Source organism: Microlunatus parietis (genome assembly GCF_013407955.1).
Classification (GTDB): domain Bacteria; phylum Actinomycetota; class Actinomycetes; order Propionibacteriales; family Propionibacteriaceae; genus Microlunatus; species Microlunatus parietis.
The window spans coordinates 202,382-223,894 of the sequence record NZ_JACCBU010000001.1 but is presented as its reverse complement, the minus strand read 5'-3'; the positions used below and the strand labels follow the sequence as shown (position 1 = coordinate 223,894).

Sequence of the window (21,513 nt, the reverse complement as noted above, 5' to 3'; positions counted from 1 at the left end):
CCTCAGCCGTTCTGCTCGACGAAACGCTTCCGCGCCCCGTTGAGAAGATCAAGATAGTTTTGCAGACCCTGGCCCTCCAGCTCCGCCACGTACTGGTCCCACTCGGCGATGTCGCGATCCCCGAGGATGAACTTCAGCGTGTTCGTGTCGACGGTGTCCTTCAGCGGGGTCGCCATCAGGGAGGCCTGCTCGAGCTCGGCCTCGTTCAGCGGAGCCGGCGGGTAGGGCTCCCGCGGCTTGCGGCTCGTCAGCACGGCGTCGATGTAGCTGACGAATTCGGGCGCGTTGTAGGACTCCTTCAGCGCCCTGGACTCGGTCGAGTCGGCGAAGACGGCATTCGACCAGCCGAGATCCTTCTGCAGGTCGGTCTTCCCCTTGGGGTTGAGGTTGTACGCATCGAGCGAGTACTCCGGCTTCAACGTGATCTTGCCGTCGGCACCCTTGGTGTAGGTCTCACCCTCGACGCCCCACCGGATCAGCTCCCGGGCCTGCGGGTTGTAGTAGAGCCAGTCGAGGAACTGCAGCGTGGCCAGGAAATGCTCGGAGTCCCTGAGCTCGGAGTTGAGCATGAAGCCGTTCCAGAAGTTCCGCGGCTCCACCACCTGGCCGGCCGGGCCACCGGGCGGTGCGATCTGCAGTACCTCGAACTTGCCCTGGCCCACCGTCTCGGCCAGGGCCTGGGCGAACTCGATCGCCGTACCGGCCGAGCCGGAGGCGGCGAAGACGCGCTGGTTCGCGAACTTCTCCGCCACGCTGCCGCCACCGCCGCCGTCGTTCGACGCGGTCATGGACTCGGTGTCGACAAGATCATCGGCGACCAGGCCGCGGAAGTACTCCACCATCTGCTTGTACTCCGGCGAGGTCGCCGTGTACTTGAGGCCGCCGGCGCCGTCGTCCACCATCCCGTCGCCGAAGCCCCAGCCGGCCCGGGCGCCCCAGGCGTGGGAGGCGTAGTTGAGCAGCGACTGTCCTTCGAAGCCGTCGGCCAGCGGCTTGGAGTCCGGATACTTCTGTTTGATCTTGAGCAGCGCCGTCCGCATCTCGTCCCAGGTCTGCGGCACGGCGGCGCCGACCTCGTCGAAGACGTCCTTGCGGATGATCACCGTGAACACCGGGACGGATACCTCCTGCAACCCGGGCACCATGTAGGACTTGCCGTCGGACTGCTTGAGCCGGGTGATCATCTCCGCCAGGTCCCATTCCTGGACGTACTTGTTGAAGTTGGGCATGTGCTGGACGTAGTCGCTCATCGGCAGGATCGCGCCGGAGGAGACGAACGACTCCTCCTCGCCCGTGTAGACCAGCGGAATGACGCTGGGTGCGTCGCCGGCACTGATCAACAGGTTCCGCTTCTCGGTCGCGTCGCTGAACGGGATGTGCGTGGTCTCCAGCGTGACGCCGGTGCGCTTCTCGATCTCCTTGAAGAACGTCCACGAGTCCTTCACCGGCAGGTCCGGCCAGTCGGTCCAGAGCACCGACAGGGTGAACGGCTCGGTCGCCTTGAACTGGGTGTCCGCGGCGAACCCCTCCATCGCCCCCTTGGACTTGCTCGCGAGGTCGCCCTCGGGATCGCCGCCGCCGGTTTCGGCGCTGCAGCCGGCGACGGCCAGCCCCGCCGCGGCGACCGAATATCCGAGGACCTGTCGGCGGCTGGCCCGCAGGGGCCCCCGCCCGAACGCGTCTGACATGTCTCTCCTCATTGAGATGGTGTGAAGCCGCCGGCCGATATCCGACGACAGAAAGTTTCGTAGAAGATGCGATACTTTCCCTGAATCTAGAAGCGCTTGGGAGAGGTGTCAAGGGTTCGGGTGGGCTGTGATCCTTCGGTGACGCGTGGATCGCCGAGGGGCCGAGGTTGGTCCGCCAGGGTTCGAAAGTTTCGTCGGGTTAACGGTCGAATCGAGCGAGTGGATCGAAAGTTTCGGTACGATCCCGGTGCCACGAACATCGGAGTCGAGGAGGACCATGGCCGACAAACGTCCCCGCATCACGATCGCCACCATCGCGGACCAGGCAGGCGTGTCGATCCCGACCGTGTCGAAGGTGCTCAACGGGCGCGGCGACGTCGCACCGGCCACCCGGGAACTCGTCGAGGCGCAGTTGCGGGAGTCCGGCTACCAGCGCCGCCGCACCGCGGCCCCGAGCCCGGTGCCGATGATCGATCTGGTCTTCCACGACCTCGGCAACCCGTGGGCCGTCGAGGTGATCCGCGGCGTCGAGGAGGCGGCGCGGGAGGAGAACGTCGAGGTCGTGCTCTCCGAGTGCGGTGCCGCGCGACGGCCGCGCCAGGAGTGGATCAACTCGGTGCTGATCCGCCGGCCGGCGGGCGTGATCATGGTGTTCTCCGATCTCGCCCCGGATCAGCGGGCGCAACTCGACGCCCGCCAGATCCCTTATGTGGTGGTGGATCCGATCGGCGAGGAGGACGAGTCGGTCGCGTCGATCGGCTCGAACAACTGGAGCGGCGGCCGGGCGGCGACCCGGCACCTGATCGAGTTGGGCCATCGCCGGATCGCCGCCATCAGCGGCCCGGCCGACACCCTCTGCGCCCGGGCCCGGATGGACGGCTACGTCGACGCGCTGCGCCGGGCGGGGCTGCCCGATGCCCCGGAGTTGGTACGCGTCGGCGACTTCAGCGTCGAGGGCGGCTACCGGTGCGCGAGGGATCTGCTGGCGCTGCGCGATCGCCCGACGGCGATCTTCGCGGGCAGCGACATGCAGGCGCTCGGGGTGCTCCGGGCCGCTCGCGAACTCGGCTGGGACGTACCGCAGGACCTGTCGGTGGTCGGGTACGACGACCTGCCGCTGGCGTCCTGGGTCTGGCCCCGGCTGACCACCGTCGCGCAGCCGCTGGTCGAGATGGCCGGCCAGGCCACCCGGCTGGTCCTGGCGCTCGCCCGCGGTGAACAACCGGCGGTGCGCAAGATGGACCTGGCGGTCCGGCTGGTCGAACGGGAGAGCACCGCGGCGTGGCCCGGTGGACCGGCGGCCGGCCAGGGGCAGGACCGGTCCTGAGCCGACGCCGCGGCACCCTCGCTACCGGGTCCGCTGGTCCGCGACGTACTCGGCGAGGTGCTGTCCGGTGAGGGTCGACCGGCTCGCGACCAGCTCGGCCGGGGTGCCCTCGAAGACGATGCTGCCGCCGTCGTGTCCGGCGCCCGGACCGAGGTCGATGATCCAGTCGGCGTGCGCCATCACGGCCTGGTGGTGCTCGATGACGATCACCGACTTGCCCCCGTCGACGAGCCGGTCCAGCAGCCCCAGCAGCTGCTCGACGTCGGCCAGGTGCAGGCCGGTGGTCGGCTCATCCAGGATGTAGGTGCCACCCTTCTCCGCCATCCGGATCGCCAGCTTGAGCCGCTGCCGTTCGCCGCCGGACAGCGTGGTCAGCGGCTGGCCCAGGGTGAGGTAACCGAGCCGGACGTCGGACATCCGGGACAGGATCGCGTGCGCCGCCCTGGTCTTCGCCTCGCCCGCGGAGAAGAAGACGTCCGCGTCGGCGACCGACATCGCGAGCACCTCGCTGATGTCCTTGCCGCCGAGCTTGTACTCCAGCACCTCGGCCTGGAATCGTTTGCCGCCGCACTCCTCGCACACGGTCGCCACCCCGGCCATGATCGCCAGGTCGGTGTAGATCACGCCGTTGCCGTTGCAGTTCGGGCAGGCGCCGGAGGAGTTCGCGGAGAACAGTCCGGGCTTGACCCCGTTGGCCTTCGCGAACGCGGCACGGATCGGATCGAGCAGCCCCGTATACGTGGCCGGGTTGCTCCGCCGGGAACCGCGGATCGCGGTCTGGTCCACCGACACGACGCCCGCGTCCTTCGGGATCGAGCCGTGGATCAGGGAACTCTTGCCCGAGCCCGCGACGCCGGTGACCACCACCAGCACGCCGAGCGGGATGTCGACGTCGACGTTGCGCAGGTTGTGCCGGTCGGCGCCCCGGATCGGCAGCGTCCCGGTCGGCTTCCGGGTGGTCTCCTTGAGTCGGGCCCGATCGTCCAGATGCCTCCCGGTGAGTGTGCCGCTGGCGCGCAGCGCTTCGACCGAACCCTCGAAACAGATCGTGCCGCCCGACCCGCCGGCGCCCGGGCCGAGGTCGACAACGTGGTCGGCGATCTTGATCGTCTCCGGTTTGTGCTCCACCACGAGCACCGTGTTTCCCTTGTCCCGCAGGCGAAGCAGCAGATCGTTCATCCGCTGGATGTCGTGCGGGTGCAGGCCGATGGTCGGCTCGTCGAAGATGTACGAGACGTCGGTCAGGCTGGAACCGAGATGCCTGATCATCTTCGTCCGCTGCGCCTCGCCGCCGGACAGCGAGCCGGACGGGCGATCGAGACTGAGGTAGCCGAGCCCGATCTCGACGAACGAGTCGAGGGTCTGCTGCAGCGTCTTGAGCAGGGGAGCGACCGCCGGGTCGTCGAGCTTGCGGATCCATTCGGCCAGGTCGCTGATCTGCATCGCGCAGGCGTCGGCGATGTTGATCCCGTCGATCCTGGACGCGAGCGCGGCCTGGTTGAGCCGGGTGCCGCCGCACTCCGGGCAGGCGGCGAACGCCACCGCCCGCTCGACGAACGCCCGCAGGTGTGGCTGCAGCGCGTCCTTGTCCTTCTGCAGCAGCGCCTTCCGGATCCGCGGCACCAGTCCCTCGTAGGTCAGGTTCATGTCGCCGACCTTGACCTTGCACTGCTCCTTGTAGAGGAAGTCCGCCAGCTCCTGGTCGGTGTAGTCGCGGATCGGCTTGTCCGGGTCCAGGAACCCCGACTCGATGTAGATCCGCACCTGCCAGCCGTCGACGTTGTAGCCGGGGATGGTCAGCGCGCCCTCGCGGAGCGACTTGTCCCGGTCGTACAACTCGTCCAGGTCGATCTCGGTCGCCGTACCCAGGCCTTCGCAGCGCGGGCAGGCGCCCGCCGGCAGATTGAAGCTGTAGTGGAACGACGGGCCGGCGCTCGGCCGGCCGAGCCGGCTGAACACGATCCGCAGCATCGCGTTCGCGTCCGTCGCGGTGCCGACGGTCGACCGGGAGTTGGCGCCCATCCGTTCCTGGTCGACGATGATCGCCGTCGTCAGGCCCTCCATCAGGTCGGTGTCGGGCCGGTCCAGGCTGGGCATGAAGCCCTGGACGAACGTGCTGTACGTCTCGTTGATCAACCGCTGCGACTCGGCCGCGATGGTGCCGAAGACGAGCGAGCTCTTGCCGGAGCCGGACACTCCGGTGAACACGGTCAGCCGTCGCTTCGGGATGGCGACCGAGACGTCCTTGAGGTTGTTCTCGCGGGCACCGTGGACGTGGATCAGATCATGCGAATCCGCTGGATGAGGCATGACGGAGACCGTAGTCGGGAGCACCGACACCAGGCGCCCCGAGCGGGCGTGCCGCGGGCCGGTGGCGGCGTGTCGTGGCGGTTCCGGAAAGTCCAAGCGGACTGTCGGTGGCACCGGGTAGGTTCGGGCTCGCGTCGGGGACCAGCGCCGATTCTTGACCTTAACCAGACTTGAAGTTCTACGGTGCGAGTCCGTACCGAATTCGTTGACCGAGGGAGATCATGACCGAGACCGAGGCCGTCGCCGTTCCGGCCCATTGGCGACGCAACCTTGCCATTTTCCTGTCCGGCCAGACCGTGTCCCTGTTCGGCTCGATGATCGTGCAGTACGTGGTGATGTGGTACGTCACGCTCGAGACCCAGTCCGGCGTCGCCGTCGCGCTCTACGCGGTGGCCGCCTTCGCCCCGCAGGGGATCGTGTCGATCTTCGGCGGCGTGCTCGCGGACCGGATGAACCGGAAGGTGCTGGCGATGTCGGCCGACATCGGGATCGCCGCGTCGACCCTGGTGCTCGCGCTGCTGATGATGAACGGGATCACCGACCTGTGGATCATCCTGCTGGCGGTGGGCGTCCGGTCGCTCGGCGCCGGTGTGCAGACCCCGACCGTGCAGGCGATGATCCCGCAGCTCGTGCCCGGTGATCAGCTGATGCGGGTGAACGGGATGTTCCAGACCATCCAGTCGGTGATGTCGCTGTTGGCGCCGGCCGTGGCGGGGGCGATCTACGCGTTCGCCGGCATCGTCCCGGTGTTCTTCCTCGACGTGGTGACCGCGGTGATCGGGGTCGTGCTGCTGGGTCTGGTCACGGTGCCCACCCTGGCCCGGGCGACCGAGTCCACGACGACGTACGGGCAGGACCTGGTGGAGGGGATGCGCTACATCACCACCCATCCGATCGTGCGCTGGCTGCTCGGGGTGTTCGCGATCTTGTTCCTGCTCACTGTCGCGCCGTCGTTTCTGACCCCGTTGATGGTGGCCCGCAGCTTCGGCGACGAGAAGTGGATGCTGGCCGTGCTGGAGATCGTGTTCAGCGTCGGCATGATGCTGGGCGGCGTCCTGGTGTCGACGATCCTGGCCAAGAAGAACCCGATGCGGTTGATCTTGGTCGCGACGTACGGGTTCGCGCTGTTCACCATCCTGCAGGGCCTGGCGCCGAACCTCTGGGTGTTCTACGGCTTCATGTTCGCGTTCGGGCTGATGGTGCCGCCGTTCTCGTCGCCGTTCATGACCCTGTTCCAGCGCACGGTGGAGCCGGCGAAGCACGGCCGCGTGTTCAGCTACGTCGGGATCGTGATGGCACTCGCGACGCCGATCGGGATGGTGGCGTTCGGGCCGCTGGCCGACGTGATCAGCGTGCAGCTGCTGCTGATCATCGCGGGCACGGCGACCATGATCGTGATCACCGTCGCGATCTTGCTGCCGTCCGGCCGGGCGGCCCTCGCCGCGGCCAGGGAGTCGGAGCCCGACGAGGACTCCGGCGACACCGCCGACCAGGTGCCGTCCGACACCGTTCCGTCCGACACGGTTCCGTCCGGCACCGTGCCGTCCGGCACCGAGCTCCGCGCTCCGTCCGGTTCCGACTACCCGGAGCCGGAGGCTCCCGCGACGCTGCGCTGATCGGGGCGCCGGTCCCGGGCTGCCGGGGCCGGCGCCGCAACCTTCCCGCTCCGTGGACCGGCCGAACAGTTAGTTCAGCAGATTAACTATAATGTGGGCCGGGAGGTGCCCATGGGGAAGCGGCAGAGTCGTCGTGATGCGGTCCGGACACTGCTCCGGGCCGGGCGGATGCTGGACCGGGTGAACACCGGCCTGACCCCGCCGCAGTACCGGCTGCTCTCGCTGCTCGCCGACGGCACCGAACGTTCGACGGCGCTGGCGCAGCGCCTGACGGTGTCCAAACCGGCGATCAGTGCCGCGGTCGAGTCGTTGTCCGCGGCCGGGTTCGTCCGCCGGCGCAGCGACGAGTCGGACCGGCGGATCACCTGGCTGGAGATCACGACGGACGGCGAGACGGCGCTGGCCGTGGCCGACGACGCGCTGGTGCGGCGCTTGGACGAGGTCCTCGACGAGCTGGGCGACGCCTCGGCGGTGTTGACCGCGTTGGCGGCTCTGGACGAGGCGATGGAGAAAAACCGGGAGGAACGACGGCGTGCTCGACAGGCGTGAACAACCAAACTCGGAGCCGGATCCACCGCAAGCCGTGACCACGGGCGAGGCACCGCCGGGTTGGATCAAGCGGCTCGCCCGCTACTGCCTGCGGCACCCGGTGTTGTTCACCGTCGCGTTCGGCGCGGCACTGATCGGCATGGCGGCGAACGCGATCTCGCCGCTGATCGTGCGTGAGGTCGTCGACCACGGGATCCTGACCCAGGCGCAGCCGATGCTGCCGTGGATCATCGCCCTGATCGCGGTCGGCCTGGCCAACTTCGGGGCCGGCTTCCTGCGGCGGTTCCTCGGCGGCCGGCTCTCGATCGATGTCCAACATGATCTTCGCCGCGAGGTGTTCGCATCCCTGCAACGGATGGATGGCCGCAGCCAGGACGAGATGCCGCCGGGCCAGATCGTCAGCCGTTCGATCTCTGATCTCAACCTGGTCCAGGGCCTGCTCGGGATGATGCCGATCATGATCAGCAACGTGCTGCTGTTCATCGGCTCGGTGATCATCATGTTCACCCTGTCGGCGCCGCTGACCCTGGTCGCGCTGCTGGTCGGGCCGGTGCTGTGGTGGATCGCGATCCGTGGCCGGCGCACGCTGTTCCCGGCGAACTGGGACGCCCAGCAGCGGGTCGGCGAGGTCGCCGGTGTGGTCGAGTCGGCCGTGACCGGAGTCCGGGTGGTCAAGGGGTTCGGCCAGGAGGAGCAGGAGCTCGCCCGGCTCGACGCCACCGCCCAGGGCCTGTACGGGTCCCGGACGCGCACCATCAAGCTGAACAGCTTCTACAACCCGCTGATGCAGGCGATCCCGGCGCTGGGTCAGGTCGGCATCCTCGGCGTCGGCGGCTGGATGGCCCTGCACCAGCAGATCACCCTCGGCACGTTCCTCGCCTTCTCCACGTACCTGGCCTCGATGGTGGCGCCGGTCCGGATGCTGTCCGGTCTGCTCACCATCGGCCAGCAGGCCAAGGCGGGCGTGCTGCGGGTCTTCGAGATGATCGACGCGAAGCCGGGCATCGTCGATGCGCCGGACGCGACGACGCTGCCCGACCGGCCGCTCGACGTGACCTTCGACCGGGTCAGCTTCGGCTACGCCGAGGACCAGCCGGTGCTCGACGAGGTCAGCTTCACCGTGCAGCCGGGGGAGACGCTGGCCCTGGTCGGCACCGCCGGCTCCGGCAAGTCCACCGTGTCACTGCTGCTGCCGCGCTTCTACGAGGTCGGCGGCGGGGCGATCCGGGTCGGCGGCCAGGACATCCGCGACGTCGCCCTGGAATCGCTGCGCGGCTCGATCGGGATGGTGTTCGAGGACAGCTTCCTGTTCTCCACGACGGTCCGGGAGAACCTGGCGTACGGGCGCCCGGACGCGACCCAGGACGAGATCGAGGCGGCCGCCCGGGCGGCCGAGGCGCACGACTTCATCATGCGGCTGCCCAAGGGCTACGACACCGTGGTCGGCGAACAGGGCCTCACCCTGTCCGGCGGCCAGCGCCAGCGGGTCGCGCTGGCGCGGGCCCTGCTGACGGATCCGCAGGTGCTGCTCCTGGACGACGCGACGTCGGCGATCGACGCCCGGATCGAGGCCGAGATCCACACCACGCTGCGGCGCGTGATGGCCGGCCGCACCACCGTCCTGATCGCACACCGGCGCAGCACTCTCGAGCTGGCCGACCGGATCGGCGTGCTCGACCGGGGCCGGCTGGTCGACATCGGCACCCATGAGGAACTCGAGCGCCGGTGCCCGCTCTACACGATCCTGCTCACCGGCCCGGAGGACCTGGACCGGCTCGACGAGGACGAGGTGGCGGCCGAGGTCGAGGGGCGGGCCCCGGTCGCGGCCGAGCCGGAGCCGGACCAAGAGCCGTTGGTGGACGGGATCACGCCGTCGGCCTGGCGCGAACCCGACCTGACGCCGGAGGAGCTGGCGCTGGAGCGCGCCTATGGCCTCGTCGAGCGCAGCAGCGGGGCGATGGCCGGCGGCGGTGCTCCCGGCGGTGGCATGGGGATGCGGGCCGGTGGCGGCGGCCGCGGGATGGGGCCGATGGGCTCGATGGTCGCCGCGCTGCCGCCCTCACCGGAGCTGCTGGAGCAGGTGGCGCAGCTACCGCCGGCCACCGACCGGCCCGACGTCGATCCGTTGCACTACCGGCAGCCCGACCCGGCCTTCCGGTTCGTCCGGCTGCTCCGGGTGTTCCGGGCGCCACTGTTGATCGGCCTGATCCTGGTCGCCGCCGACGCGGTCGCCCAGCTGATCCTGCCGGCCGCGGTACGGCTGGGCGTCGACCAGGGCGTGACCGAGAACCGCGGCGACGTGATCATCATCGCCGCGGTGCTCGCGTTCGTCGTCACCGTCGGCGACTGGCTGGTCCAACGCGCCCAGATCCAGGTGACCGGGAAGAACGGCGAGCGGATCCTGTACCTGTTGCGGATGAAGCTGTTCGCGCACCTGCAGCGGCTCGGGCTCGACTTCTACGAGCGTGAGATGGGCGGCCGGATCATGACCCGGATGACCACCGACGTCGACGCCCTCTCCACGTTCGTCCAGACCGGGCTCGCGACGGCCGTGGTCAGCCTGCTGTCCTTCTTCGGCGTGCTGGTGGCGATCGTGGTGATCAACCCCTCACTCGCCCTGGTCGTGCTGGCCGTGCTTCCGTTGGTGATCATCGCGACCCTGATCTTCCGGGCCAGGTCGGCGAAGGCGTACCAGATCTCGCGGGAGCGGATCAGCATCGTCAACGCCGACCTGCAGGAGAACGTGGCCGGCGTCCGGGTGGCGCAGGTCTTCCGGCGGGAGGGGCGCAACGAGGAGACCTTCGGCGAGCTCTCCGAGAGCTACCGGGTCGCCCGGGTGCGCAGTCAGCGCTACATCGCCACCTTCTTCCCGTTCATCGCGTTCGTCTCCGATCTGGCCACGGCCCTGGTCCTGCTGTTCGGCGCCGGCCAGGTGCACAGCGGGGCCCTGACCGCCGGCGGCCTGATCGCCTTCATGCTGTACGTGACGATGTTCTTCTCGCCCGTCCAGCAGCTCTCCCAGGTCTTCGACGGCTACCAGCAGGCGGCCGTCGGCCTGCGCCGGATCTCTGAGCTGCTCCGCACCAAGCCGTCCACTCCGGAGCCGAAGGACCCGGTCCCGGTGCCGAGCCGGATCGCCGGCGAGCTGGAGTTCGACGACGTCGTGTTCAGCTACGGCGGTGCCGACGAGCCGGCGCTGCGCGGGATCTCCTTCCGGGTGCCGTCCGGCCAACGGGTCGCGGTGGTGGGGGAGACCGGCGCCGGCAAGTCGACCGTGATGAAGCTGCTGGCGCGCTTCTACGATCCCGGCGACGGGGCGGTCCGGGTCGACGATGTCGATCTCCGCTCCTATGACCTGGCCGGCTACCGGCACCGCCTCGGCTACGTCCCGCAGGAGGCCTACCTCTTCTCGGGGACCGTCGCGGACGCGATCCGTTACGGCCGGCCGAACGCGACGCCGGCCGAGGTGGAGTCGGCCGCCCGTGCGGTCGGTGCGCACGAGATGATCCGGCAGCTACGGCACGGCTATCACCACCAGGTCGGCGACCGGGGCCGCAACCTCAGCGCGGGGCAGCGGCAGCTGATCGCGCTGGCCCGGGCCGAATGCGTCCAGCCCGACCTGCTGCTCCTCGACGAGGCCACGGCGGCGCTCGACCTGGCCAGTGAGGCCGCGGTGACGCGGGCGGCGGACCGGCTGGCGCAGCGGCGGACCACGGTCGTGATCGCGCACCGGCTGACCACCGCGGCCCGGGCCGACCGGGTGCTGGTGCTGGACCACGGCAAGGTGGTCGAGGACGGGACCCACGCCGAGTTGCTCGAGGCGGACGGCACCTATCGCCGGCTCTGGCAGGCCTTCGCCGGGGATTTGGTCGACACTCCGTCGCGCTGAACCGCCGGCCGGGGCGCGACGCTCACCGCACCGCGGAACGGACTGATCCAACGCTCGGCGGTGCCAGGAACCTCACGCTCGCCACCGGCACCCGCACCGGCAGCAGGCGTCCTCGAGGCCCTCGGCGCGGCCCCGGTCGCCCGTGCCGGCGCGCCTCGGGAAGCTGGCTCCGGGACGATCGCCGCATCGCTCGGCGAAGCCCGGCCGTGTGGCAGCGGGCCGAGCCGCGCCAGGTATCGTGCCGTTGGCACAACACCTGCGAGGACGCGTTCTGCGCTCGCGAAGGGAGATCGGTGAGCAACCAATCTGCGACCCTGCCCGGACCCTGGGCCGGGTTGGTCCGGCGCTGGCGGGCCGTGACGGCGCCCGAGGTGCTGCCGCGGTGGGCGGTCGCCGCCCTGGTGGCCAACATCGGGATCGTGCTGACTGGCGGCCTGGTGCGGCTGACCGACTCCGGACTCGGCTGCCCGACCTGGCCCCGGTGCACCGCCGACTCGTACGTGCCGCACCCGGCCTACGGCATTCACGGCGTGATCGAGTTCGGCAACCGCCTGCTCACCTTCGTGCTGGCCGCGATCATGATCATGACCTTCCTCACGGCCCTCCGGGCTGCCGACCGGCACGCCCGCCCGCGCGCCCGGCTGATCGCCCTGCTGCTCGGCCTGGGTATCCCGGCCCAGGGCGTGGTCGGCGGCTTCACGGTGCTGTCCCAGTTGAACCCGTTCGTCGTCGCGTTCCACTTCCTGGTGTCGATGGCCCTGATCGCGCTGAGCGTGCTGCTCGTACACCGCGCCTTCGGCATCACCGGCACCCCGGTCCGTTCCGTCGCCCAGCGGGCGGTGGTGATCGCGACCTTCGTGGTCGTCTGGGTCGCGCTCTGGTTGGGCACCGTCGTCACGGGCTCCGGGCCGCACTCCGGCGACATCAACGCCCAACGTACCGGCTTCGACCCGACGGTCGTCACGCACATCCATGCCGCGGCCGTCTATCTCCTGGTCGCGCTGACCATCCTGGGTGTCGTCTGGTTCCGCAGCCGCGCGGTGCTGATGCTGCTCGCCGTCGAGCTGTTCCAGGGGCTTGTGGGCGTGATCCAGTTCAACACCGGCCTGCCCATCGTGCTGGTGCTGCTGCACCTCGTCGGGGCAGCGCTCGCCGTCGCCGCCGCGACCCACTACCTGCTCACTCACCAAGGCCCGCTCCGGACAGGCTGAGCTACTCGGACCGGCCGGCCGACTGCGCCGCCTCCGCCTCGGCCTCGACGGCTACGGCACTGATCCAACAACCTTGACCGGGCGGCTGCGAGCAACTTCCACGCCCCCGTCTTCTGCGATGGGGGTGACACAAATCTGCCTCACAACGGGTTCCGGAAGCCGAGAAATCGGTTGCGGGAGGCGTTGTGTTGCAGATTTGTGTCACCTGGCCAGACCCTGGGGAGCCAGGGACCCTGTTTCAGCCGATCACCCGCGTTGCGGTGCAGACTGGGCCACGATCGGTTCGGGGCCAAGTGCACCTCGGGGTCGAATGCCACTGCTGGATCCGTGGTCGCAGCGTCGGTCACGGTGTGCCCAGATACCGCGCCCCGCCATCGAGCCGCCGCGCCGAGCCGAAGGGCAGATCCGGGTCAGGAAATCCGTGCTGTCATGTTCGTCCGCAGGGCCTCGACGCGAAATCCGTGTCCTGCGCGAGGTGGAGCTCGCAAGTTCGTGGGTTGTCACCACGCCGTGTGTGACCGTCCCAGCTTGATCAGCGACATTTTGCGATCCGTGGCCGCAGGATTGAGATTCGAATACGTGTTCGATAGTATCGGGGCATGGCAGGGGATGGAAGTAGGTATGTGCCGCCGGGCTGGCCACCGATGGTCAGGCCGCCGGGAGCCGTCGACTGGGAGATGACCGCGTCAGCGTTTCTGCTCGACTGCTGCCCGCCGGACTTCCGGCTCTACCCGGTGCTGCGCCGGCATCCGGTCGTGCTGGCCCGGTTCGCGGCGAGGTCGCTGGAGGGTCAGGCGAAAGCGGTCGAGACGGGGGTGGCGGAGGTGCGGACCGAGCTGGGGCCTTGGGTCGCACCGGAGGTGGTGGAGCAGGCGATCGACGCTTGGCAGCGGTTCGGTGCACTGCTGCCGAGGACCCAGCGAGCGGTCGACCTGGTCGAGCGGGCGCTCCGCGGAGAGGAGTTCATGCCGACGTTGTGATGATGCCGACAGTCCGGGGGTGGCTGGGCCGGGAGCCGGGTTGGGCGCCGGACGAGGCCGTAAACTCGGGGCCATGCCATCCGCATCTGTCCCGGACCAATCGTCGCTGCTGCCGACGATCCGGCGCCCGAGCGACCTGCGGTCGTTGAGTCAGGATCAGCTCCGGCGGTTGAGCTCGGAGATCAGGTCATTCCTGATCGAAGAGGTGAGCCGGACCGGCGGACACCTGGGGCCGAACCTCGGGGTGGTGGAGCTCACGCTGGCTGCGCACCGGGTGTTCGATTCACCGGCCGAGCCGATCGTGTTCGATACCGGCCACCAGGGGTACGTGCACAAGATCGTCACCGGGCGGGCCGACCGGTTCCACACCCTGAAGCAGCGGGGCGGGCTGTCCGGCTACCCGAGCCGGGCCGAGTCCGAGCACGACTGGGTGGAGAACTCGCACGCGTCGACCTCGCTGTCGTACGCGGCGGGGCTGGCGAAGGCGAAGCTGGTGCGGGGTGAGCGAGGCTCAGTGCTGGCGGTGATCGGGGACGGCGCGCTGACCGGCGGCATGGCATGGGAGGCGTTGAACAACATCGCCGCCGACGACAAGCTGCCGTTGGTGATCTTGGTCAACGACAACGGCCGGTCCTACACGCCGACCGTGGGTGGGCTCGCGGTGCACCTGGCCGGGTTGCGGACCAATCCGCGCTACGAGCAGATCCTCGAGGTCATCCGGCGCAACCTGGTCCGGGTGCCCGGTGTGGGCGGGACGGCGTACGACCTGCTGCACGGGATCAAGATCGGCCTGAAGGACGTGCTGGCTCCGCAGGGCATGTTCTCCGACCTCGGCCTGAAGTACGTCGGCCCGATCGACGGCCACGACGTGGCGGCCGTGGAGACCGCGTTGCAGCAGGCCAAGCAGTTCGGCGGGCCGGTGCTGGTGCACTGCCTGACCCAGAAGGGCCGCGGCTTCCCGGCGGCGGAGAACAACGAGGAAGATCAGTTCCACCAGGTCGGCAGGATCGACTCGACCACCGGCGAGCCGCTCTCGACGGGCGGGCCGGACAGCTGGACCGACGTGTTCTCCCGGGAGATCGTCAAGCTCGCCGCGACCGATCCGCGGATCGTCGGGATCACGGCGGCGATGCTGTATCCGACCGGGCTGCACCGGTTCGCCAAGACGTTCCCGGACCGGGTGTTCGACGTCGGCATCGCCGAGCAGCATGCGGTGACCTCGGCGGCCGGGCTCGCCATGGGCGGGCTGCATCCGGTCTTCGCGGTCTACTCGACGTTCCTCAACCGGGCGTTCGACCAGGTGCTCTTGGACGTGGCGCTGCACCGGTGCGGGGTGACGTTCGTGCTCGACCGGTCGGGCGTGACCGGCACCGACGGGCCGAGCCACAACGGCATGTGGGACATGTCGATCCTGCAGGTCGTGCCGGGGCTGCAACTGGCCGCGCCGCGGGACGCGACCCGGCTGCGTGAGGCGCTCGCGCACGCGGTGACGGTGGACGACGCGCCGACGGTGATCAGGTACTCGAAGGAGAAGGTTCCCGCGGACCTGCCGGCGGTCGATCAGGTGGGCGGCGTCGACATACTGCGGCGCACCGAGTCGCCGCGCGTCCTGATCATCGGGTACGGAGACTTCGCCGGCCTGGCCCTCAAGGCCGCCGACCTGCTGGCGGCCCAGGGCATCGGCGTGACCGTGGCCGACCCGGTCTGGGCCCTGCCGGTCAACCCGGCCCTGATCGACCTGGCCCGTGATCATGAACTGGTGATCACGGTCGAGGACAACGGCGTGGTCGGCGGCTGCGGCTCCCGGCTGGCCCAGGAACTGCGCCAGCGCGACGTGTACACGCCGCTGCGCGAGTTTGGCGTGGAGCAGCGGTTCCTCGACCACGGCAGCCGCGCCGAGGTCCTGGAGGAGGTGGGCCTGACGCCGCAGCGGATCGCCCGCTTCGCCGTCGAGGCGATCGCGCGTGCCGACCAGAACGCCGCGCAGCCCAGCAACATTCACTGACCAGCGGTGCCGCCCGCGCACTGAGCCTGTCGAAGCATGTCCTGAGCCTGTCGAAGGGGGCGAAGCCTGGCCGGGCTGCCCCTTCGACAGGCTCAGGGAACGATCAAGCCGGCAGGCTCGCGACGCCCGGCGGCAGCAGGCGCCGGCCGAGGACCTTCTCGCTGACGCCTTCCCGGTCCAGGTAGGGCACGATGCCGCCGAGGTGGAACGGCCAGCCGGCACCGAGGATCAGGCAGAGATCGATGTCCATCGGCGCCGCGACGACCTGGTCGGACAGCATCAGGCCGATCTCCTCGGCCAGCGCGGCCAGCACCCGCTCCCGAACTTGATCTTCGGTGCTCGGCCGGTCGCCGACGGTGAACAGAGCCCGGGTCTCCTCCGCGACGTACGGCTTGCCGTCGGCGGTCCAGTCGTAGATGCCCGGCCGCTTCGCGGCGACGAGAGCGCGCAGGTTGTCCGAGACCGGGAACCGGTCACCGAAACGATCATGGAGCGACTCGTTCACGTGCAGCACGACGGCCGGCCCGACCAGCTGCGCCAGCACGAAGGGCGACATCGGCAGGCCGAGCGGACGCAGGGCCCGGTCGGCGACCTCGAGCGGCGTTCCCTCGTCCACGGCGGCGTCGATCACCGTCATCAGCCGGAGCAGCAGCCGGTTGACGACGAACGCGGTCTCGTCGGCCACCAGCACGGCGTTCTTCTTCAGCGTCTTCGCCACCGCGAGCGCCGTGGCCAGGGTCGCGTCGTCGGTCTTCTCGGCCCGGGCCACCTCCAGCAGGGGCAGGACGGCGACCGGGTTGAAGAAGTGGAAGCCGACCACCCGCTCGGGATGATCAAGGTCGGCGGCCATCTCCGAGACCGACAGCGAGGACGTGTTGGTCGCGAGCAGGCAGGTCTCGGAGACGTGCTGCTCCAGTTCGCCGAACACCTGCTTCTTGACCTCGAGCTCCTCGAACACCGCCTCGATCACGAAGTCGCAGTCGGCGAAGTCGGCCCGGTCGGTGGTCCCGGTGATCAGGGCCTTGAGCCGGTTCGTCTCGTCCGGCGACAGCCGGCCGCGCCCGGCCAGCTTGTCGATCTCCGCGGTCACGTAGCCGAACCCGCGATCGACCCGCTCCTGATCAAGATCGGTGATCACCACCGGCACCTGGAGCCGGCGCAGGAACAGCAGCGCCAGCTGGCTCGCCATCAGCCCGGCACCGACGATGCCGACCTTGGTGACCGGCCGGGCCAGGTCCTTGTCGGGGGCGCCGGCCGGCTTCTTGGCGCGCTTCTGCACCAGGTCGAAGGCATAGAGGCTGGACCGGAGCTCCTCGCTCATGACGAGATCGGCCAGCGCCTCGTTCTCGGCCGCATAGACCGTCTCGCGGTCGGCGGTCTTGGCGGCCGCGATCAACTCCAGCGCCCGGTACGGAGCCGGCGCCGCGCCCGAGGTCTTCAGGTCGGCGATCGCCTTGCCGCGCGCGACGGCGGCGTCCCAGGCCTCGCCGCGGTCCGGTTCGGGGCGGTCCAGCTTGATCGTGCCGGCGACGATCTGACCGGCCCAGCCGAGCGACTGCTCGATGAAGTCCGCCCCGTCGAACATGGCGTCGGCGATGCCGAGCTCGTACGCCTGCGGGCCCTTGAGCATCCGGTTCTGGTTCAGCGCGTTCTCGATGATCACCGTGACGGCCCGGTCGGCGCCGATCAGGTTCGGCAGCAGGTAGGCACCGCCCCAGCCGGGCACCAGGCCGAGGAAGCACTCGGGCAGTGCGATCGCCGGCGCGGCGGCCGACACGGTCCGGTACTGGCAGTGCAGCGCGAGTTCCAGCCCGCCGCCGAGCGCGAGCCCGTTGATCAAGCCGAACGTCGGCACGTGTGCGGTGTGCAGCTTGTCGTAGATCGCGTGGCCGATCTCGGCGATCGCCAGCACCTGATCACGGTCGGACAGGGCGCCGAGCTGGGTCAGGTCGGCACCGGCGGCCAGGATGAACGGCTTGCCGGTGACGGCGATCGCGGCGACGTCGTCGCGGGCGAGCGCGGCGTCGATGGCGTCGTTGAGTTCGCGGAGGCTGTGCGGGCCGAGCGTGTTGGGGCGGGTGTGGTCGCGGCCGTTGTCGAGCGTGATCAACACGCCCGTCTTGCCCGCGTGCGGGAGGGTGAAGTCACGGCTGCGGGCGTGCGTGACGACCTCGTCCTTGGCCTGGGCCGTCGCGATCTCGAGCAACTCGTTGAGTCGTTCCGGAGTGGTCACTGTGCGGCCTCCTGGGCGCTGTGGTTCGGGTTCTCCCAGATCACGGTGCCGCCCATGCCGAGGCCGACACACATGGTGGTGATCCCGTACCGGATCTCGGGATGATCATGGAACGTACGAGCCAGCTGGGTCATCAGCCGCACCCCGGAACTGGCCAGCGGGTGACCGAAGGCGATCGCCCCGCCGTACGGATTGACCCGCGGGTCGTCGTCGGCGATCCCGAAATGATCAAGGAACGCGAGCACCTGGACGGCGAACGCCTCGTTGATCTCGAACGCCCCGATGTCGGAGATCGCCAGCCCGGAGGAGCGGAGCGCCTTCTCGGTGGCGGGCACCGGGCCGACCCCCATCACCTCGGGGTCGACGCCCGCGAAACCGTACGAAACAAGGCGCATCGCGATCGGCAGACCGAACTCGGTGGCCACCTCCTCGGCGGCGACCAGGCAGGCGGTGGCCCCGTCGTTGAGGCCGGCGGCGTTCCCGGCGGTGACCCGCCCGTGCGGCCGGAACGGCGTCTTCAACGCGGCCAGACCTTCCAGCGTGGTGTCCGGGCGCGGCGGCTCGTCGGCCGTGGCCAGGCCCCAGCCGAGCTCGGCGCTGCGCGCGGCGACCGGAACCAGCATCGGCTGGATCACCCCGTCCGCGTACGCCTTCGCGGCCCGCTGCTGGCTGGCCACGGCGAACGCGTCGGCCCGCTGCTTGGTGATCTCCGGAAAACGATCATGGAGGTTCTCGGCGGTCGAGCCCATGATCAACGCGGACGGGTCGACCAGTTTCTCGGCGACGATCCGCGGGTTGGGGTCGATGCCGGAGCCCATCGGGTGATGGCCCATGTGCTCGACGCCGCCGGCGATCGCGACATCGTAGGCACCGAAGGCGATCCCGGACGACACCGTGGTGACCGCGGTCATCGCGCCGGCGCACATCCGGTCGATCGCGAAGCCGGGCACCGAGCGGGGCAGCCCGGCCAGCAGGGCCGCGGTGCGGCCGATGGTCAGACCTTGATCACCGGTCTGGGTGGTGGCGGCGATCGCCACGTCGTCGATCCGGTCGGCCGGCAGTTCCGGGTGCCGGCGCAGAAGTTCGCGGATGCAGTTGATCACCAGGTCGTCGGCACGCGTCTCGGCGTACATCGACCCGGCCTTGCCGAAGGGGGTACGGACGCCGTCGACGAAGACGACCTCGCGGAGAGAACGGGGCATGCGCCCATATTACTCACGAGTAACCCCATTACCGTCCAGCTCGAGGGCCGCGGCGAAGATCTCACCCGGCTGCCGAAGGAAGATCTGCGGGTTCACCCCGAAGATCGAAGCCAGTTCGGCCAGGTCGTCGATCGACCACCGCCGGCGTCCGCCGAGCTTGCCGCTTAGAGTGCTGGGCGCGATCTCAAGGGCCGCCGCCAGCTGGTTCTGGCTCATCCGTCGGATGGCCAGCAGGGTGAAGACCACGCCGGTGACGCGGTCTTGCAGTGTGTCCGCCCCGTAGGTCGGCCGCAGCTCGGATACCTTCGCTTCACTCATGGCGCAGATCGTACACCGAAATCCGCGCACAAGTAAGCACAATCTGCACCGCGAGCACTTCGGGGCTTGACATTGCGCGAAACGCGAACAATGGTGCTCACTATGACAAATCTGAGCACATCGGTTGCGGGTGAGCTCCGGGCACAGATGGCGAGGCAGCGGGTCACCGCGGTCGACCTGGCGGACCAGACAGGGGAGTCGGTCTTTCGGATCCGGCGCATGCTCGACGGCCGGGTCAACCTGACCGTCGACGACTTCGGCATGTTGTGCGAGGCCCTGGGGCTGTCCCCGGTCGACGTGGTGGTTGCCGCGCTCGGGGTGACATCGTGACGCCGGCGGACCTGGTGCAGGCGCTCGAGCTCGAGCGCGTCCAGCATCGGCCCGGCCGCCACATGGCGCCCGTGGCCTACGACGACCGGCCGCAGACCGCAGCCGAGCGCCTGGCGGCCGTGGTGGCCGCGTCCCGCCTGTACGACTGGGAGCCTGCCCGGAAGAACCGTGCTCGGTACCACCGTCGTCAGCGTCGGCTGCTCGCTGTCGAGCGTGCCCGTCAGGCGGCCGGACGGTGAGGCCGGACGACGTCGGGATCGGCGCGGACATGCCCGCCGATCGCCGCGCCGGCTGCTTCTCGTTCTCGGTGCTGGCCGCGGTGATCATGGGTCTGCTCGGCCGGCTGCGGGGTACCCGATGAACCGGCTGCAGCGCAGGAACTACGGCGGCGGCCACGGATACGAGCTCGACGGCCGGAAGGTGCCCGGCGTGACCACGATCCTGAACGTGCTGGACAAGCCGGCCCTGCAGTCGTGGGCCGCGCGCGAGTCGGCCAGCTACGCCATCGAGCACTGGGCGCGGCTGTCGCAGCTGCCGCTGATGCAGCGGGCGAAGGAGATCGAGGAAGCCCGGTACAACACGAACCGTAAGGCCGTGGTGAAGGGGAACCGGATCCACGACGCCGGCGAGAAGCTGGCCCGGACGGGTGAGTTCGATGCGCCGGACGAGATCCGTAGCCAGGTCGAGGCGTACGCGAAGTTCCTCGACGTGTGGGAGATCGAGACCATCGCGGCCGAGTGCCCGGTGGCGAACACCGAGCGCGAGTACGCCGGGACGCTCGACCTGTTGTGCCGGTCGCCGCGGCTCGGAACGATCTTGCTGGACGTCAAGACCGGCAAGGGTGTGTATGCCGAGACCGCGTTGCAGACCGTGGCCTATCGGAACTGTGACCTGCTGCAGATCGGCCGGCATGTGCCCGGGCCGCGGGGCGGGAAGGGCAAGACCGAGTACGACGAGCAGCCCATGATCGAGATCGACGGGTGCTGGGTCGCGCACGTGCTGAACGACGATGTGGAACTGCTGCCGGCCCGGGCCGAGAAAGACGAGTTCGACGCGTTCCTGTACCTGCGGGAGGCGTACGACTGGCATCGGGCGGCGACTGATCGGAAGTTCGACGGGTACAACCCGCCGATCGGTGCGGCTGTGTTCCCTGAGCAGTTCGAGCGGGCATCGTGAACGCGGCCGAGCTCGCCGCGATCCGGGCGCGGACGACGGACGGCCATTGGCACCCGCGGGCGGACCACAGGGCCGACGCGGCGAAGCTGCTGGCCGAGCTCGATCTGCACTGGCGGGCCGCCGAGCGGGCCAGCGCGAAGATCCACGACGTCCGGACCGTGCTGCTGCAGGTCGAGGACGCCATCAAGGCGCATGACGACACCACCGACTGCCCGGTCTGCTGCGGGATGTGCAGCACTCCGCCGGCCATCGACGACGCGCTGCTGCAGCTGCGGCGGATCGTGGGCCCCCGATGATCGGCGAAGTCCTGTTCGTGCTCGGCTCGCACGTCCGCCACATCGGGGTGTTCGTCCGCCGCCACACGGGCGGGTGGGGTCCGTTGTGCCGGCAGGTGCGGCCAGCGAACGACCTCAACAACCTGCGGTGGCCGATCGCGTCGACCCCGGCGCACAACTCCCGCCCGGTCTGCGCCCGGTGCGTGCGTGAGCTCCGCAAGATCGCGCGGGCCGTCCTGTGACCCGGCTCGATCGCGTGCTCGAAGCCGCCGAACACTTCCTGAACCACCCCGCCGTGATCAACACGCTCATGATCATCTGCTCGGTCGTGCTCGGCCTGGTGTTCGCCATGTGGCTCGCGGGGTTCGGACGATGACAGATCCTCGCCGAGATACACCATACGA

General features: G+C 69.3%; 19 protein-coding genes. 14 read left to right on the top strand and 5 right to left on the bottom strand.

The annotated features are described in order from the left end of the window. Positions 1–2: 2 nt before the first annotated feature. Positions 3–1,688, bottom strand: coding sequence for an ABC transporter substrate-binding protein (locus BKA15_RS01140; RefSeq protein WP_179747772.1), 1,686 nt, complete (start codon positions 1,686–1,688; stop codon positions 3–5). A 277-nt stretch (positions 1,689–1,965) separates the two neighbouring features. Between BKA15_RS01140 and BKA15_RS01135 the strand changes: the two genes are divergently transcribed. Further along, positions 1,966–3,015 carry a LacI family DNA-binding transcriptional regulator gene (locus tag BKA15_RS01135; RefSeq protein WP_179747771.1) on the top strand — a complete coding sequence of 350 codons (1,050 nt, stop codon included), beginning with the start codon at positions 1,966–1,968 and terminating at the stop codon, positions 3,013–3,015. A gap of 21 nt (positions 3,016–3,036) precedes the next feature. Here the strand turns inward: BKA15_RS01135 and BKA15_RS01130 are convergent, their stop codons facing one another. Next, positions 3,037–5,325 carry an ATP-binding cassette domain-containing protein gene (locus BKA15_RS01130; RefSeq protein WP_179747770.1) on the bottom strand — a complete coding sequence of 763 codons (2,289 nt, stop codon included), beginning with the start codon at positions 5,323–5,325 and terminating at the stop codon, positions 3,037–3,039. A gap of 221 nt (positions 5,326–5,546) precedes the next feature. Here BKA15_RS01130 and BKA15_RS01125 point away from each other — a divergent pair, with 221 nt between their 5' ends. The 6 genes from BKA15_RS01125 (at position 5,547) to dxs (ending at position 15,575) form a co-directional block, all read left to right on the top strand. Next, a complete protein-coding gene (locus BKA15_RS01125; RefSeq protein WP_179747769.1) occupies positions 5,547–6,941 on the top strand; it encodes an MFS transporter in 1,395 nt (464 codons plus the stop codon). A 111-nt stretch (positions 6,942–7,052) separates the two neighbouring features. Beyond that, complete coding sequence (locus tag BKA15_RS01120) at positions 7,053–7,490, top strand: MarR family winged helix-turn-helix transcriptional regulator (RefSeq protein WP_179747768.1); 438 nt, start codon at positions 7,053–7,055, stop codon at positions 7,488–7,490. Positions 7,491–7,524: 34 nt separating this feature from the next. Further along, positions 7,525–11,379, top strand: a complete 3,855-nt coding sequence (locus tag BKA15_RS01115) for an ABC transporter ATP-binding protein (RefSeq protein WP_179747767.1) — start codon at positions 7,525–7,527, stop codon at positions 11,377–11,379. A gap of 293 nt (positions 11,380–11,672) precedes the next feature. Beyond that, the gene (locus BKA15_RS01110; RefSeq protein WP_179747766.1) at positions 11,673–12,590 is read left to right on the top strand and encodes a COX15/CtaA family protein; all 918 of its coding nucleotides are present in this window, start codon (positions 11,673–11,675) and stop codon (positions 12,588–12,590) included. Between the two features lie 644 nt (positions 12,591–13,234). Next, complete coding sequence (locus tag BKA15_RS01105; protein WP_218871001.1) at positions 13,235–13,570, top strand: hypothetical protein; 336 nt, start codon at positions 13,235–13,237, stop codon at positions 13,568–13,570. Positions 13,571–13,643: 73 nt separating this feature from the next. After that, complete coding sequence (dxs, locus tag BKA15_RS01100; RefSeq protein WP_179747764.1) at positions 13,644–15,575, top strand: 1-deoxy-D-xylulose-5-phosphate synthase; 1,932 nt, start codon at positions 13,644–13,646, stop codon at positions 15,573–15,575. Positions 15,576–15,678: 103 nt separating this feature from the next. Here dxs and BKA15_RS01095 read toward each other — a convergent pair whose 3' ends face one another. From BKA15_RS01095 to BKA15_RS01085, 3 genes are read right to left on the bottom strand one after another with little or no spacing between them, the layout of a single operon-like run. Beyond that, complete coding sequence (locus BKA15_RS01095) at positions 15,679–17,808, bottom strand: 3-hydroxyacyl-CoA dehydrogenase NAD-binding domain-containing protein (RefSeq protein WP_312878782.1); 2,130 nt, start codon at positions 17,806–17,808, stop codon at positions 15,679–15,681. Then, complete coding sequence (locus tag BKA15_RS01090) at positions 17,805–19,010, bottom strand: thiolase family protein (RefSeq protein WP_179747763.1); 1,206 nt, start codon at positions 19,008–19,010, stop codon at positions 17,805–17,807. The genes BKA15_RS01095 and BKA15_RS01090 overlap by 4 nt, the downstream gene beginning before the upstream one ends. Positions 19,011–19,019: 9 nt before the next feature. Then, positions 19,020–19,328: a helix-turn-helix domain-containing protein gene (locus tag BKA15_RS01085; protein ID WP_179747762.1), complete on the bottom strand. Its 309-nt coding sequence runs from the start codon at positions 19,326–19,328 to the stop codon at positions 19,020–19,022. 90 nt (positions 19,329–19,418) lie between these two features. Here BKA15_RS01085 and BKA15_RS01080 point away from each other — a divergent pair, with 90 nt between their 5' ends. The 7 genes from BKA15_RS01080 to BKA15_RS01055 are packed head-to-tail and all read left to right on the top strand — an operon-like array spanning position 19,419 to position 21,485. After that, positions 19,419–19,658, top strand: a complete 240-nt coding sequence (locus BKA15_RS01080) for a helix-turn-helix domain-containing protein (protein WP_312879661.1) — start codon at positions 19,419–19,421, stop codon at positions 19,656–19,658. Next, the gene (locus tag BKA15_RS01075; RefSeq protein ID WP_179747760.1) at positions 19,655–19,897 is read left to right on the top strand and encodes a hypothetical protein; all 243 of its coding nucleotides are present in this window, start codon (positions 19,655–19,657) and stop codon (positions 19,895–19,897) included. The genes BKA15_RS01080 and BKA15_RS01075 overlap by 4 nt, the downstream gene beginning before the upstream one ends. After that, the gene (locus BKA15_RS36195) at positions 19,894–20,019 is read left to right on the top strand and encodes a hypothetical protein (protein ID WP_281385182.1); all 126 of its coding nucleotides are present in this window, start codon (positions 19,894–19,896) and stop codon (positions 20,017–20,019) included. The genes BKA15_RS01075 and BKA15_RS36195 overlap by 4 nt, the downstream gene beginning before the upstream one ends. Next, complete coding sequence (locus tag BKA15_RS01070) at positions 20,016–20,834, top strand: hypothetical protein (protein ID WP_179747759.1); 819 nt, start codon at positions 20,016–20,018, stop codon at positions 20,832–20,834. The genes BKA15_RS36195 and BKA15_RS01070 overlap by 4 nt, the downstream gene beginning before the upstream one ends. Next, on the top strand, positions 20,831–21,130 hold the full coding sequence (locus tag BKA15_RS01065) for a hypothetical protein (RefSeq protein WP_179747758.1): 300 nt from the start codon (positions 20,831–20,833) through the stop codon (positions 21,128–21,130). The genes BKA15_RS01070 and BKA15_RS01065 overlap by 4 nt, the downstream gene beginning before the upstream one ends. After that, positions 21,127–21,351 (top strand): hypothetical protein, encoded by a 225-nt coding sequence (locus BKA15_RS01060; RefSeq protein ID WP_179747757.1) that lies wholly within the window; start codon positions 21,127–21,129, stop codon positions 21,349–21,351. Before BKA15_RS01065 ends, BKA15_RS01060 begins: the two co-directional genes overlap by 4 nt. Continuing rightward, on the top strand, positions 21,348–21,485 hold the full coding sequence (locus tag BKA15_RS01055; protein WP_179747756.1) for a hypothetical protein: 138 nt from the start codon (positions 21,348–21,350) through the stop codon (positions 21,483–21,485). The genes BKA15_RS01060 and BKA15_RS01055 overlap by 4 nt, the downstream gene beginning before the upstream one ends. Positions 21,486–21,513 lie beyond the last annotated feature (28 nt).